This window comes from Saccharomonospora sp. CUA-673, from assembly GCF_001942305.1.
In the GTDB taxonomy this organism is placed as follows: Bacteria; Actinomycetota; Actinomycetes; order Mycobacteriales; family Pseudonocardiaceae; genus Prauserella.
Map to the genome: position 1 here is coordinate 1 of NZ_MKKE01000008.1, position 14,652 is coordinate 14,652.

9 protein-coding genes and 5 pseudogenes are annotated in these 14,652 nt (G+C 69.2%); 8 read left to right on the forward strand and 6 right to left on the reverse strand.

Annotated elements, in window-relative coordinates:
- Positions 1-470 (reverse strand): annotated as a pseudogene (locus BJF85_RS04635) (hypothetical protein); the annotation flags it as partial.
- A gap of 128 nt (positions 471-598) precedes the next feature.
- On the opposite strand from BJF85_RS04635, the gene BJF85_RS04640 reads away from it, so the two are divergent.
- Entirely contained in the window at positions 599-904 is a 306-nt protein-coding gene (locus tag BJF85_RS04640; protein WP_075845918.1) for an acylphosphatase, read from the forward strand.
- A 195-nt stretch (positions 905-1,099) separates the two neighbouring features.
- Positions 1,100-4,734: pseudogene (gene smc, locus BJF85_RS04645) on the forward strand (chromosome segregation protein SMC).
- A 24-nt stretch (positions 4,735-4,758) separates the two neighbouring features.
- Here the strand turns inward: smc and BJF85_RS27835 are convergent.
- From BJF85_RS27835 to BJF85_RS04660, 4 genes and pseudogenes are all read right to left on the reverse strand, one after another.
- Positions 4,759-5,352, reverse strand: a complete 594-nt coding sequence (locus BJF85_RS27835; RefSeq protein ID WP_255375389.1) for an HNH endonuclease signature motif containing protein — start codon at positions 5,350-5,352, stop codon at positions 4,759-4,761.
- A gap of 107 nt (positions 5,353-5,459) precedes the next feature.
- Positions 5,460-6,080: pseudogene (locus BJF85_RS31085) on the reverse strand (DUF222 domain-containing protein); the annotation flags it as partial.
- A gap of 412 nt (positions 6,081-6,492) precedes the next feature.
- The gene (locus tag BJF85_RS04655; RefSeq protein WP_075845919.1) at positions 6,493-8,004 is read right to left on the reverse strand and encodes a sodium:solute symporter; all 1,512 of its coding nucleotides are present in this window, start codon (positions 8,002-8,004) and stop codon (positions 6,493-6,495) included.
- Positions 8,005-8,013: 9 nt separating this feature from the next.
- Positions 8,014-9,233 (reverse strand): annotated as a pseudogene (locus tag BJF85_RS04660) (anhydro-N-acetylmuramic acid kinase).
- 188 nt (positions 9,234-9,421) lie between these two features.
- Between BJF85_RS04660 and ftsY the strand changes: the two are divergent.
- The 6 genes from ftsY to BJF85_RS04690 all read left to right on the forward strand — a co-directional run bounded on the left by ftsY (position 9,422) and on the right by BJF85_RS04690 (position 13,778).
- Positions 9,422-10,855, forward strand: coding sequence for a signal recognition particle-docking protein FtsY (gene ftsY / locus BJF85_RS04665; protein WP_075845920.1), 1,434 nt, complete (start codon positions 9,422-9,424; stop codon positions 10,853-10,855).
- A 32-nt stretch (positions 10,856-10,887) separates the two neighbouring features.
- Entirely contained in the window at positions 10,888-11,649 is a 762-nt protein-coding gene (locus tag BJF85_RS27095; protein ID WP_139320462.1) for a hypothetical protein, read from the forward strand.
- Between the two features lie 186 nt (positions 11,650-11,835).
- A complete protein-coding gene (locus BJF85_RS04675) occupies positions 11,836-12,573 on the forward strand; it encodes a hypothetical protein (RefSeq protein ID WP_139320463.1) in 738 nt (245 codons plus the stop codon).
- A gap of 82 nt (positions 12,574-12,655) precedes the next feature.
- Positions 12,656-13,036 (forward strand): hypothetical protein, encoded by a 381-nt coding sequence (locus BJF85_RS04680; protein WP_075845923.1) that lies wholly within the window; start codon positions 12,656-12,658, stop codon positions 13,034-13,036.
- The gene (locus tag BJF85_RS04685) at positions 13,033-13,323 is read left to right on the forward strand and encodes a hypothetical protein (protein WP_075845924.1); all 291 of its coding nucleotides are present in this window, start codon (positions 13,033-13,035) and stop codon (positions 13,321-13,323) included. Before BJF85_RS04680 ends, BJF85_RS04685 begins: the two co-directional genes overlap by 4 nt.
- A 137-nt stretch (positions 13,324-13,460) precedes the next feature.
- Positions 13,461-13,778, forward strand: coding sequence for a DUF4333 domain-containing protein (locus tag BJF85_RS04690; protein ID WP_075845925.1), 318 nt, complete (start codon positions 13,461-13,463; stop codon positions 13,776-13,778).
- Between the two features lie 35 nt (positions 13,779-13,813).
- Here the strand turns inward: BJF85_RS04690 and BJF85_RS04695 are convergent.
- Positions 13,814-14,559, reverse strand: a pseudogene (locus BJF85_RS04695) (IclR family transcriptional regulator).
- Positions 14,560-14,652 lie beyond the last annotated feature (93 nt).

The following is a 14,652-nucleotide window of genomic DNA, read 5'->3' on the forward strand; positions in this document are numbered from 1 at the left end:
GCGGTTGGTCGACGTGGGCGGGGTGCGGTCGTGGTCGGCCGGGTGTCGGTCGGGCGACCGTCGGTGGGACCGGGCTGGCTGGACTGCCCGTCGCCGGGGGACTGCGGCGGGCGCTGCGGGTTGTCCCGGGTGGTCGTCACCCGTGTCGGTGTGCCGTCCGGGCCGACGCTGATCGAGGTCGTCACCGAGGGACCGGGCCGCTCGGGGTTCTCGCCGGGCACGGGGCGGCCGTCGACCATCTCGGTGGTCGCGCCCGGGGCCGGGTTGTCCAGGTCGGGGGCCTGGCCGTCGTTGCCGGTGCTCACCTGGGAGCTGTCGTCGCCCGCGGTGTTGTGCCCCTCGGGAGCGGCGACCTGCGCCAACGCACCGAACGCGGTCGAGAGCACGAGCCCGCTCGCGGCCAGCGCGAGGTAGCCGGTGCGTTGCCAGCGGCCCGACGGCTCGCTGGGCGGTGCGACCTCGGTCGACATGAGTTTCCTCCGACTCGAATGATCGGGTGGACGACGGCGGCACGCTACCACCTTCGGGTTATCGGCCGGGACTCAGCTGCGGGTAAGGGTGTGCGGGCCGTCACTCCTGCGTGCGGCACCATGGACGTGTGGGTGAGCAACAGGACACGGGGTCGCAAACCGGGCCGGTGCGGCTGACGGCGTGGGTGCACGGCGCGGTGCAGGGAGTCGGTTTCCGCTGGTGGACGCGGAGCCGGGCGCTCGAACTGGGCCTGGTCGGCAGCGCCACGAACCTGTCGGACGGCCGCGTCCAGGTGGTCGCCGAAGGCCCCGAGGACGAGTGCACGGCGTTGCTCGCCCTGCTGCGCGGCGGCGGCACGCCGGGTCGGGTCGAGCACGTCGCCGAACTGTGGGCCGACCCCAAGGGCGGGCTGACCGACTTCGTCGAACGCTGAATCCGACGCCGGACCGCCCCCGGCCGGTCACCCGTGTGACGCGTGTGCCGTGGGGGACCGGAGAGGTGAAAGTGGCAGGTCGGCGCGCGATCGAGGTCGTGGCACGCCCGGGCGTCGTCCCACGGCCCGCCGGAGCCGCCGGGTAGCATCTGCCGATTGAACTCCCCGCATCGTGAGTGAAAGGTCAGACGCCGCGTGTACCTCAAGAGCTTGACGCTCAAAGGCTTCAAGTCGTTCGCGTCGGCGACCACGTTGCGCTTCGAACCGGGTATCACCTGCGTGGTCGGCCCGAACGGCTCGGGCAAGTCGAACGTTCTCGACGCGCTGCGGTGGGTCATGGGCACGCAGGGCGCCAAGGACCTGCGCGGCGGCAAGATGGAGGACGTCATCTTCGCCGGCACGTCGGGCCGCGCGCCGCTGGGCCGCGCCGAGGTGACGTTGACGATCGACAACGCCGACGGCGCGCTGCCCATCGAGTACTCCGAGGTGTCGATCACGCGCCGCATGTTCCGCGACGGCGCCAGCGAGTACGAGATCAACGGCAGCAACTGCCGACTGCTCGACATCCAGGAACTGTTGTCCGACTCCGGTATCGGCCGGGAGATGCACGTCATCGTCGGTCAGGGCCAGTTGGCGGAGATCCTGCAGGCCAAGCCGGAGGACCGGCGCGCGTTCATCGAGGAGGCCGCGGGCGTCCTCAAGCACCGCAAGCGCAAGGAGAAGGCGCTGCGCAAGCTCAACGCGATGCAGGGCAATCTCGACCGGCTCAACGACCTCACCACCGAGTTGCGGCGGCAGCTCAAGCCGCTCGGCAAGCAGGCGGAGATCGCGCGGAAGGCGCAGACGGTCCAGTCGGAGCTGCGGGACGCGAAGCTGCGCCTCTACGCCGACGACCTGGTCACGCAGCGGGAGTCGATCGCGAAGGAAGAGGCCGACGAGAACGCCGCGCGCGCCCGCAGGCCGAGGTGGAGCAGGCGCTCGAGGTCGTCAGCTCGGAGCAGGCCGATCTGGAGCATTCGCTGGCCGAAGACGCGCCGATGCTGCAGGCGGCGCAGGACACCTGGTACAAGCTCTCGTCGCTGGCGGAACGACTCCGCGGCACGGTGCGGCTGGCCGTGGAGCGGCAGCGGCACCTGTCGGCGGAGGTCGAGGTCGGCGGCACCGGCCGCGATCCGGAGGAGCTCATCGCGGAGGCCGAGGAGGCGGCCGCACGCGAGGAGGAGCTGAACGAGGAGGTCGGCGAGGCCCGGTCGGTGCTGGCCGAGGCCACGGAACGCCGCGAGCACCTCGAACGCGTGGTGCAGGAGGCCGAACGCGCCCACATGGCGGCGGTGCGCGCGATCGCCGACCGCAGGGAGGGCATCGCGAAGCTCTCCGGTCAGGTCGAGGCGTTGCGCAGCAAGAACAACGCCACGGCCGACGAGGTGGAGCGCATCTCGGCGAGTATCGAGGAGTCCGAGGCGCGCGCCGAGACGGCGGCCGAGGCGCTCGAGGCGGCGCGCGCGGAGGGCGGCGTCGAGGACTCCGACGACGAGGGCCTCCAGGAGCGGCACCAGCGTGCGGTCGAGGCGGCGAACGTCGCCAAGCAGCGGGTGGACGAGCTGGTCAAGGCCGAGCGCAGCGCCGAGCGGGACATCGCGTCGGAGAAGGCCCGTGTCGATGCGCTGTCGATGGGGTTGAACCGCAAGGACGGTGCGGGCGCGCTGTTGCAGGCGTCCGAGCAGGTGCCGGGCCTGCTGGGCTCGGTGGCGACGTTGTTGACGGTGGAGACGGGTTTCGAGGTCGCGTTGGCGGCGGCGCTCGGCCCGGTCGCCGATGCGGTGGCCCTGTCGGCGGGTGGCGATGCGCTGACCGCGTTGGCCTATTTGAAGGACAACGAGTCGGGCCGGGCCGGGCTGTTGCTGGGTGGCGCGCGGTCCGATGTGGACCTGACGTCGTGGCCCGCGTTGTCGGGCGGTGCGCGGTGGGCGCGTGAGGTCGTCACCGCACCGGAGGCGTTGCGGCCGGCGGTCGAGCGTGCGTTGGCTCGGGTGGCGGTCGTCGACGGGCTGGACGACGCGCGCGCGTTGATCGCCCGGCATGCCGGGGTCACGGCGGTGACTCGCGACGGCGATGTCCTCGGCGAGCACTGGGCGGTCGGCGGTTCGGCGAAGGACGAGAGCGTCATCGAGGTCCAGGCCGCGGTCGACGAGGCGCAGGACCGGTTGGCTGCGGCGGAGCGGGCGCTGGAGCGTGCGTCGGCCGAGCTCGAGGGTGCGCGGGCCGAGCAGGACGCGCGGCAGGGCGAGGTGACCGCGGCGAAGGAGGCGTTGGGCGAGGCGAAGGTCCGCAAGGCGCGTTCGACGGAGCGGCTGAGCAGCCTGGAGCAGACGGCGCGTTCGGCCGAGTCCGAGGTGGAGCGACTGCGGAACCAGCGCGCGAAGGTCGAGCAGAGCCGGCAGGACGTGTTGACGCAGTTGGCCGAGCTGGAGGACCGCTTGGCCGCGGTGTCGGAGGAGCCGGTCGAGGAGGACCCGGACACCTCGGAGCGCGACGATGCGGCCGAGTCGCTCACTGCTGTCCGCCAGGAGGAGGTCGATGCGCGGCTGGCGTTGCGCACGGCCGAGGAGCGTGCCCGGAGCATCGCGGGCAAGTCGGATGCGTTGTTGCGCGAGGCGGAGGCCGAGCGGCAGGCCAGGGAGCGCGCGGAGCAGGCGCGGGTGGCGCGGGAGCGTGGCGCGGCGATCGCCGAGGCGGTGGCGACCGGTGGTGAGGTGGCGCTCGATCGGATCGAGACGTCGTTGCAGCGGGCCGCGGCCGAGCGGGATGCGATCAAGGCGCGGCGTGAGGAGCGCGAGACGGCGCTGATGCAGGTGCGCGGCAAGGTCAAGGAGTTGACGGGGGAGCTGGAGAAGCTCACCGACGCGGTGCATCGGGACGAGGTGGTGCGCGCCGAGCAGCGGCTTCGGTTGGAGCAGCTGGAAACGAAGATCACCGAGGAGTTCGGGATCGGGTTGGACGATCTGGTCTCCGAGTACGGCCCGCATGTGGATGTCCCGCCGGGTGCGGGTGAGTTGGCGGAGTACGAGGCGGCGAAGGAGCGCGGCGAGACGGTGGCCGAGCCGCAGCCGTTCCAGTACGACCGGCCGACGCAGGAGCGTAGGGCGAAGCGCGCGGAGAAGGATCTGGCCCAGTTGGGCAAGGTGAATCCGTTGGCGTTGGAGGAGTTCGCGGCGCTCGAGGAGCGGTACAAGTTCTTGTCGACGCAGTTGGAGGATCTCAAGGAGACCCGCAAGGATCTGTTGACCGTGATTCAGGAGGTCGACGACAAGATCCTCGAGGTTTTCACGAGCGCCTACGAGGATGTCGCGCGCGAGTTCGAGACGGTGTTCTCCGTGTTGTTCCCCGGCGGCGAGGGTCGCATGGTGTTGACCGAGCCGGACGACATGCTCGCCACGGGTGTCGACGTCGAGGCGCGTCCGCCGGGCAAGAAGGTCAAGCGGTTGTCGTTGTTGTCCGGCGGCGAGAAGTCGTTGGTCGCCGTTGCCATGTTGGTGGCCATCTTCCGCGCCCGCCCGTCGCCGTTCTACGTGATGGACGAGGTCGAGGCCGCTCTTGACGACACCAACATGCGCCGGCTGATCGGCTTGATGGAGCAGTTGCGCGACAGTTCGCAGCTGATCATCATCACGCACCAGAAGCCCACCATGGAGATCGCCGACGCGTTGTACGGCGTGAGCATGCAGGGCGACGGCATCACGAAGGTGATCTCGCAGCGCATGCGCGCCGACACCGCCGAGCCCGAGCCGGCGCCCGCCGAAGTGGCCGAGGCCGAGCCCATCGAGGCGTAGGACGTTCGCGTCGCCACGGTTCGTTCAGAACGGTGGTGGTTCGTCGTTCGGACCTGGCGCTTTGTCGGGTGCGGACGATCGGGGTCCGAGTACGGTTTCGCGCTTGTCGGTGTAGGCGATGCCGAGGGGCGTGGTGACCGAGGACGTGCCGTGGACCGGGTCGTAGGAGTGGGTCCAGCCGGGTGCGTTCTTGAGCCGGTGGTGTCGGCGGCAGCGGGGCGCCGCGTTGTCGGTTGAGGTCGAGCCGTTGTCTTCGGCCCACTGTTGTTGGTGGTCGAAGTCGCAGTGCCGAGCGGGTCGTCGGCACCAGGGCACGACGCACATCCGGTCGCGAACCCGGACGACCTTGCGGATCGTCGAATTCGGACGATACGACGATCGCCCCAGGTCAACCGGGTTCCCGGTGGCGGAATCGCAGAGGACTTTCCGCCATACGGACTTCGGGTTGGTCATGATCTCCCGCGCATAAGCAGCGGGCACCGGTCCGATCCCGTCGATGGATGCCCCGGTCTCGGACATCGACAGCGCGGTGTCGATGGGCATGTGGAGATAGACCATCGCCGCCGACTGGGGCACGGTGACGCCGGGGTCGTTGCCCAGGAGCAGGTCGGCGAACACGTCGGCCCGAAGCTGGTCGAGATTCCGTGAGGTGTCGGAGAGGCGAAGCTTGCGCGCGATGGCGTCGACGCGGGCGTAGGCGGCCGAGGCGACGTCGGACGCAGATCTGCCGACAGGCGCGACTGCGCGTAGACCCCGTGATCCAACGTGACTTTCCGACCCTCATGCGCCATCCGAGCGGCAGCGGTCTCAGCACCGGGATCAACCTGCTTGACGATCTGCGAAGCATGCCAAGCCATGTTCCGAGGCTGCCACGCCGTCAGAGACAGGCGGGAAAGCTTCTCCTCCAGCATCCGATCCACCTCAAGAGCATCGGAATCAGAAACCGGCGCGACAGTATTCAGCACCCGCTCGGCGCCATACCGATCCACCTGCCCCTCCCGCATAGCGGAAAGCAACCGAGGCATCCGATAAGTCAACGCCAAAGCGGTATGAATCCGATCCAAAACCCCCTGAGGTGACAGTCGAAGCTCAGGCGCCAACGCCTCAGCCAACGACCGCCGCTCCACCGAATCCGACGACGCGCCGTCATCGAGCGAAGCAAGAAACGACACCTCAGCAGCATCAGCCCGAGCCCGCAAAGCAAGCACCGACCGAGCCCGATCAACGATCCCCTCAACATCTCTCACGCACCCAATAATACCGAACAACTGATCGACAAACACCACCCACAAGCATGACGAAAAATCACCACTTAAAGTAACCAAAACATCCCGCAGGATCGACACGGCCGAAGCGAAGCAAGGCCAACCCCGCCAACCACCCAACCCACAGAACCGCCTCTGTGAAGTGTCATCCCGTCGACCTAAACCGGAACCATCACACTGCAGTCAGGGCGCAACCCGAAACCAAACAGGCGCCCAACAACGAAACCTTGCGCCCTGACTGCAGTGTGATACCCCAAACGAGAGGTCGACGGGATGACACTTCCCCCGGCGGCAAAGCCGCCCAACATCCCGGAGACCTGCCCAGCCGGCGAGGCGCCCTCACTCCCAAAGCAACAACACGGCGACGCGAAGTGCTGACACGGCGACGCAGAACGCTGACACGGCGACGCGGGGTGCCAACACCACGTCCCCGAAACGACGACGGGGCCGGTGGACGTCACGCCCACCGGCCCCGCACCAAGCCGCCGCCCGACTACACGGGCTCTTCCTCCTTCTCGGTGGCCACGGTCTTCGGGTCGGGGTCGCTGTGCCGGAGGGACAGCAGGCCGCCGACGACGAGGGTGACGACGACGCCGAGGGGGACGTACCAGGGGAAGGCGAGGGGGAGTTCCTCGCCTTCGACGGTGAAGGTGACGCCGAGGACGAAGAAGCCGGCGACGGCGATGGTGCAGACGAACGCGATGATCGCGTCGAGCTCGCGGGCCTTCTTCACGAGCATGCCGAGGAAGAAGGCGCCGAGCAGTGCGCCGTAGGTGTAGCTGGCGATGCTGAGGCCGAGTTCGACGACGGGGGTCTCGCTGGTGGTGAACATGGAGGCGAAGCCGACGAACACCACGGCCCAGATGATCGTCCAGATGCGGGCCTGCTTGAGCTGGGTCGCGTCGGAGAGCTTCTTCTTGGTGAACCGCTCGTACAGGTCGGCCACGGTGGAGGTCGACAGCGAGTTGAGCGACGAGGAGATCGTCGACATGGCCGCGGCGAGGATGCCGGCGATGAGGATGCCGGCGAGGCCTGCGGGCAGTTCGGTGATGATGAAGTGCGCGAACAGGTCGTCGGGGTTGGACAGTCCGAGCTGGTCGATGCTCTGTCCGCCGAAGAACGACCACAGCATCGCGCCGACGACGAGGAAGATCGCGAACTGGAAGAACACGACGACACCGCTGGCGATGACGGCCTTCTGGCTGTCGCGCACGGTCTTGCAGGCCAGCAGGCGCTGCACCATCAGCTGGTCGGAGCCGTGCGAGGCCATGGCGAACAGTGCGCCACCGACGACGGCGGTGATGAACGCGTACTGGTCGGTGACGATGTTGGAGCCGAACTCGAACATCTGGAGCTTGCCCTCGTCGACGAGTCCGCCGAACCAGCCGTCGGGCAGTTGGCCCGCGAGGATGACGATGGCGGCGATGGCACCGAGCACGTAGATGCCCATCTGCACCACGTCGACCCAGATGACGGCGCGGATGCCGCCGAAGTAGGTGTAGATGACGGCGACGAACGCGATGGCGGCGATGACCATCCAGTACGACACGTCGAGTCCCATGGCGTCGAGCACAAGCTTGACGGGGATGGCGGTGGCGAACAGGCGCACACCGTCGGCGAGAAGGCGCGTGACGAGGAACGTCACCGATGCGGTGCCCTGCAGCCCGCCGCCGAAGCGTTTGCCGAGGAACCCGTAGGCGCTGACGAACCCGCCCTGGTAGTACTTCGGCAGCAGCACGAACGCGACCACGGTGCGGCCGATGAGGTAACCGATCGCGAGCTGCAGGTAGGTGATGTTGCCGAGGTAGGCCACGGTCGGCACGCTCAGCACGGTGAGCGTGGACGTCTCGGTGGCCACGACGGAGAAGGTGACCGCCCACCACGGCACCCGCCGGTTGCCGACGAAGTAGTCGTTCGACGACTTCTGCTTACCGCTCAGCAGGATGCCCAGGATCGGGGTTCCCACCAGGAAGATCGCGATGATCGCGAGGTCCAGTGCGCGCATTGGTCACTCCTACCGTGTCTCGCGCGGGTTGACCACCCTCAGCCGCGAAATCGACGACGTTGGTGGGTCGGGAGGGCGAGCGGCTGCTCACCTGGGGTGATGCTGCCGAGTACGCGGGGCCCGCGGGCGCCCGTCGCGCTCGGCACGGTGCCGGCGAGGCCGTGCCAGGACAACCAACCGAGCACCGCGGTCAGGTAGGCCTCCTTGGCATCGGTCGGCATGCCGAGTTCGTCGCTTGTGCGCATTGTCAACCGGGTGGCCAGCGCGCGCATCAGGGTCGGGTTCCGGACCCCTCCGCCGGAGGCGTACACGGTCGTCGCGCCGTGCCGGGCGCACGCATCGGCGATCGTCGTCGCGGTCAGTTCGGTGAGGGTCGCGAGCAGGTCGGCGTCGTCGACGGGCGGCAGTCCGCCGAGCGCCTCGTCGAGGTAGGTGCGGTGGAAGTGCTCCTTGCCCGTGGACTTGGGCGGCGCGGCCGCGTAGTACGGATCGGCCAGCAGCCGGTCGAGCAGGTCGGTGCGGACGTGGCCGCGCGCCGCGATCTCCCCGTCGACGTCGCTGCCCTGCGCGCCGCCGCTGACCTGCGTGGCGGCGAGGTCGAGCAGTGCGTTGCCCGGTCCGGTGTCGTAGGCGAGCACGTCGTCCGGGTCGCTGCCGGTGGGCGGGACGACCGTGATGTTGCCGATCCCGCCGATGTTCAGCGCGACGGCCGGCGTGTTCTCGCGGTCGGCGACCGCGCGCAGCAGCAGCGCATCGAGTGTGCTGGCCAGCGGCGCGCCGTGGCCGCCTGCGGCGACGTCGCGGACCCGCAGGTCCGACACCACGGGCCGTCCGGTGCGCTCGGCGATCCACGCGGGTTGCCCGATCTGCAGCGTGCCCAGGGCGTGGCCGCCGGAGATCCAGTGGAACACCGTCTGGCCGAGCGAGGCGACGACGTCGACCGGTCCCACCTGCTGTTCGGCGTGGACCACCGCGTCGGCGAACGCCTGGCCCACGCGGGTGTCGAGTTTGGCGAGCTGTTCGGCCGAGCACGGTGCCGGCGGCAGGGCCGCGAGCAGGTCGGCGCGCAGCTCGTCCGGGTACGGGCGTTCCCACTGGCCGCGTGGGGTGAGGACGAGTTCGGCGCCGGACGCGTCGGTGGCGTCGACCGTCAGTTCGGCGACGGCGACGTCGATGCCGTCCACGGAGGTCCCGGACAGCAGTCCGGCGACACGGAGTGAAGGGGACACATCAGTGGTCTAGTCCAATGAGCTGACGTGCGCAACACGTTCAGTGGGTTTCTGGCCACGATGGATGCCGGACCGTTAACTTCTGGCACCCGAGTGTGCGCCCTGAGCGCGGCGGTTGCGGCCGCTGTCGCGGGGCGGGGGCTCCGGCGGTCAGGGGGAGCAGGATCGGACACGGGGCCAGTGGGAGGATGGCGGACGTGTCGAACGAAGCCGTGATCTGGATCGTTGTCGTGGTGGCCGCCGTGCTGGCGGTCGCCCTCGTCGCGGGCCTGATCCTGTCGCGCAAGCGCAAGATCAGCCTCGAACGGGACAAGGAGAAGGAGGTCCCGAAGGGGGGCGGGTACCAGGCCGGGGGTGGCATCTCGCTCGCCCCGGGCGGCACGGCCGCCGATGCTCCGGAGTCGTCCGAGCCGGCCGAGCCGGCCGCGGAGCCGAAGGAGTCGCCGGCGCACCCCGTCGAGGAGCGCACCGAGGTCGACGGCCAGCCGGGTGTGGGCGACGACGCCTCCGTGCCCCGGGACGCGCCGCGCCGCGACATCGTCGACGTCGGCCTGCCCGACACCGAGGACCAGCCGGCCGACACGGCCGCACCCGAGAAGACCGAGCCCGAGAAGACCCCGGAACCGGCGCCCGAGCCGGAACCCGAACCCGCCCCCGAGCCCGCGGCCGCCCCCGCCGTCGAGGAGCCGGAGCCCGCGGCGGGCCGGATCGAGCGACTGCGTGGCCGGCTGTCGAAGTCGCGGTCGGCGCTGGGCCAGGGTCTGCTGGGCCTGCTCGGCGCGGGCGACCTGGACGAGGACTCCTGGGAGGAGATCGAGGACACGCTCCTGGTCGCCGACCTGGGCGCGGCCACGACGACGGAGATCGTCGAGAAGCTGCGCGGGGAGCTGTCCACGCGCGGCGTCCGCACGGCCGAGGAGGCGCGGGAGGCGCTGCATTCCGTGCTCACCCAGACCCTGTGGCCCGACGCGGACCGGTCGGTGCACGCGTTGCCGCACACGGTGGACGGTGAGAAGCAGCCGGCGGTCGTGCTGATCGCCGGTGTGAACGGCACGGGCAAGACCACGACCACCGGGAAGCTGGCGCGCGTGCTGGTCGCACAGGGCCGGCAGGTGCTGCTCGGCGCGGCGGACACGTTCCGCGCCGCGGCGGCCGACCAGCTGGAGACGTGGTCGCAGCGCGTGGGCGCGGAGGTCGTGCGCGGCAAGGAAGGCGCCGACCCGGCGTCGGTCGCGTTCGACTCGGTCAAGCGCGGCGTGGACGCGGGCGTCGACGCGGTGCTCGTCGACACGGCGGGCCGGCTGCACACCAAGACCGGCCTGATGGACGAGCTGGGCAAGGTCAAGCGCGTCGTCGAGAAGCAGGCGAAGGTCGACGAGGTGCTGCTCGTGCTGGACGCGACGACCGGCCAGAACGGTCTCGCGCAGGCACGCGTGTTCTCCGAGGTCGTCGACGTCACGGGCGTCGTGCTGACGAAGCTCGACGGCACCGCGAAGGGCGGCATCGTGTTCCAGGTGCAGCGTGAGCTGGGCGTGCCGGTCAAGCTCGTCGGTCTCGGCGAGGGTCCCGACGACCTCGCGCCGTTCGAGCCGTCCGCCTTCGTCGACGCCCTGTTGGACTGAACGCGGGAGCCGAGGGAATCGGGGTGAGGGCCATGCCGGCCGGAACGAGAACGACGAGCCGATACGCCGTGGCGTTGGCCGCCTGCGTGCTCGTCGCGGCCGGCGGCTGCTCGGGCTACCGCGCCGATTCCCCCGACTCGAGCCCCGGACCCACCGCCGGATCCGAGCAGCAGGGGCCGAGCAACGGCGAGACCGGCGATGGCCCCGGTGGTCCCGGTGGTCCCGGTGGCCCCGAAGGCCCCGGCGGTGACGGGCAGAACGAGGACGGCGGTCCGGGTGGCGACGGCGAGCAGGTGCGGATCGACAAACTGCCCGTGCCGATCACCGTGCAACTGCCCGCCGGGTGGCGCTCGCTCGACCCCGCCCAGGTCGACGCGCCGGACGCGGCGTTCTTCGCCGTGCACAACGAGTCCATCGAGACCGACTTCAGCACGAACATCGTCGTGGGCGGCAACATCATCGAGGGCGACACGACGCTCAAGCAGGTCGCCCAGGGCGAGGTGGAGTCGCTGCGGCAGGACGGCGGCGATCCGCACGTCGTCCAGGAACAGGACGGCTCCGACGGCGCCGGCCCCGGCGAGACACCCGTCTACTTCCAGGTTGTCCAGTACGACGAGCGGATGGGCAACCACCAGAAGACGCTCGCCATGGCGCAGACGTTGATCGGTTTCCGCGATCAGAACGACCGCCTCGCCGTCGTGTCGAGCACGCTCACCGCGACCCCTGAACGCCTCACCGAGGCGGCCCCCGAGTTCGAGCAGTTCGTCGCCTCGATCCGCGTCGACGACCACTGAGGACACTCCCACACCGGCCCGAAACGTGGCCGAATGCCCGCCTTGTTCCACTACATACGGTGCCGACGTCGCCTCTTTGAGTGAGGTAACTAACGACGACGTGCGCAAAGTGGACAAGATTGCGAAACTACGCGCCGACCGGTCCCACAGGGAGGTAGTGGGCCGCGAGTTCGGGGGAGGGATCTCGTGAGTACCGGGATGATCGTGTTCGTGACCGTGGGCGGCTCACTGCTCGTCTTCGCGGCGCTGGGCGCCATGATGGTCTACTTCCACAAGCGGCATAAGCGCACCGAGGCTGACATCCAGCAGCGCCTCGGAGTCGAAGCCCAGCGGCGCGGATGGAACCTGATCGGCGGGTCGGAGGAGATCCTCCGGTTCTACAACTTCGTCTACGACACCTATTCGACCGGTGGCCACCCGCTGAACCCGTTGCAGCGTCGCGCGCGGGCTGTCGCGGTGAAGGATGTGATCACCGGTGTTCACCGGGGGAGATCCTTCATTGCCGGCACATTCGACGTGGTGACCCCGAAGCGTGAGCGGGTCAAGAACATGTGCGTGTGGGTGACTGCCCCGGGTGCGGTCTCCACGTTCGCGCTCAGGAAGAGCGACCGCATCTCGTCCACGGTCAATCGGGGGTTGGGGTGGTACAACTTCCGATCCGGACGCCCGGAGATCGATAACCATTTCGCGATCAGGGCTGACGATCAGAATTTTGCGGCCCAGTTCGTCAACGACAGCATTGTTCACTACTTGGGGTCGTATTCCGGTCGGCTGGATGGCGTCATTGTGCGCGGCGACCAGATCGAGGTGTGGGACGACTGCAAGGATCACCGGGATCCGGATCAGTTGATCGCTGCGCTCGATGTTCGGTGTGACCTTCTCGACCGGGTGCCCGAGGCTGCCTGGGCAGCCGCGCGGCGTTGATCTGTCCATGATGGATTCGAATGGGTTCGGGGGCCGGAGAGTGAATGGATACGCGGGTCAACTGCGACGACGCGTCGGTGCGGTGGCGGTCGGGGTCGTGTTGCTCGGCACGGTCGCCGGGTGCGCGCAGCAGCAGACCGGGTCGGCGGAGGCCGTCGGTGGTCCCGACGGGAGTGCGGAGCCCAGCGCCGCGACGAGCGCTCCGTCCGCGTCGCCCACCGAGTCCGGGGAGGGCGACGACGGTCGCACGGTGATCCGTGACCTGCCGTTGCCGATCAGCATCGAGGTGCCGGACGGGTGGCGGGAGATCGACCCGGAACGGGCCGGTCTCCCGAACGTCGCGTTGCTGCTCCAGTACGAGCCGATGAAGGCCGACGACGACGAACACATCCCGAACGTCAACGTCCTCGGTCACCTCGCCGACGCCGAGACCTCGCTGGAGGACGTCGCGGACGCGAGGTGACGGCCGCGGAGCAGGCGGGGTACAACCCCGAGGTCACGAGCCGCCAGGAGAGCGCGGCCGGTGGCGGCGAACAGATGGTGCAGATGCTGCGCTACGACGCGGAGCTCGGCGGATCGACGTACGAGCTCGTTCAGGTCCAGACGATCCTCGCCGTTCCCGGCAGCGGTGCCCAGGCGGGACAGAAGGCCGTAATTCTCATCCACGGGACCGCGACCGTCGACCGGATCGAGGCGGTGACACCCGATATGCAGGCCATCGTCGCATCTGCGCGACCCGCGGAGAACTGACACACGCGCGCGGGGCCGGGAACCGGGGCGGCGGCCCGGCCGTCCCACCTCGTGCCGGCTCCGGCACGCCGTCCGCCGCGATGCACGTCGTCCCTGGTTTCACCCAACCACGTTCATTTCACGACTGGAGTTCTCGCATGAATCGCCTGTCCCGCCTCGCCGTCCTGGGCACTCTCGGTGTCGCCGCGTTCGGACTGTCCGGGTGCTCGTTCTCGGTGTACGTGGACTCCGAGGCGCTCGCCGACCGTGTTCAGTCCACGTTGGAGCAGCAGACCGGCAACCAGGCCAAGAACGTCGACTGCCCCGAGGACCTCACCGGCGAGGTCGGCGAGACCACCCGGTGCACTCTGACCGCCATGGACGACAGCCAGATCGGCGTCGACGTCGAGGTCACGTCCGTCGAGGACGGTCAGGTGAACTTCGACATCCAGGTCGACGAGACCCCCATGCGGTAAAGCCGCCCCGACCGGCCGGCCGGCCCCGACCAGTTTCAGCCCGGCAGCTGCTTCGACAGCTGCTCGGCCGTGCGCATGACGATCGGGGCGATCCGGCCCACGGCCTCCTTCGTCAGCCTGCCCTCCGGACCCGACACCGACACCGCCGTCGGCGTCGGCGTTCCCGGCACGGGCACGGCCACACAGCGCACGCCCAGTTCCTGTTCGCTCTCGTCCAGCGCGTACCCCTGCTCGGCGATCTCACCCAGATGTGTCAGGAAACGCTCGACGTCGATGTGCGTGTGCTCGGTGTAGGCGGGCATGCCGGTGCGGTCCAACAACTCGCGCACGTCCTCGGCCGCCAGGCCCGCGAGGATCGCCTTGCCCACGCCCGTGCCGTGCGGCAACAACCGCCTGCCCACCTCGGTGAACATGCGCATCGAGTGCTTCGAGGGCACCTGCGACACGTACACCACCTCGTCGCGCTCCAGCACCGCCAGGTTCGCCGTCTCGCCGACCTCGTCGACCAGCTCGGCCAACAACGGCCGCGCCCACGTGCCGAACTGCAGGCTCGCGTGCTCGCCGAGCCGGATCAACCGCGCGCCCAGCGCGTACCGGCGATTCTCGTTCTGCCGCACGTAGCCCGAGGCGACCAGCGTGCGGATGAGCCGGTGGATCGTCGGCATCGCAACCCCGACGACGTCGCCAACTCGGACAGACTCGCCTCGCCGCCCGCATCGGCGAGCCGTTCCAGCAGCTCAAACGCCCGATCGAGGGACTGAACTCCACCGCTCGCGGCCACGCCGACTCCTTCCGCGCACTGCAGGGACACTCACATTGAGCTTCCGTAATGTAGAAACTATAGTCCGTCATGTAAAAGACGAACCCCATAGAG

Coding starts and splice junctions, on each gene's coding strand:
- ftsY (WP_075845920.1), top strand. CDS start 9,422: ATGGCGGACGTGTCGAACGAAGCCGTGATCTGGATCGTTGTCGTGGTG.
- BJF85_RS04690 (WP_075845925.1), top strand. CDS start 13,461: ATGAATCGCCTGTCCCGCCTCGCCGTCCTGGGCACTCTCGGTGTCGCC.
- BJF85_RS27095 (WP_139320462.1), top strand. CDS start 10,888: ATGCCGGCCGGAACGAGAACGACGAGCCGATACGCCGTGGCGTTGGCC.
- BJF85_RS04655 (WP_075845919.1), bottom strand. CDS start 8,004: ATGCGCGCACTGGACCTCGCGATCATCGCGATCTTCCTGGTGGGAACC.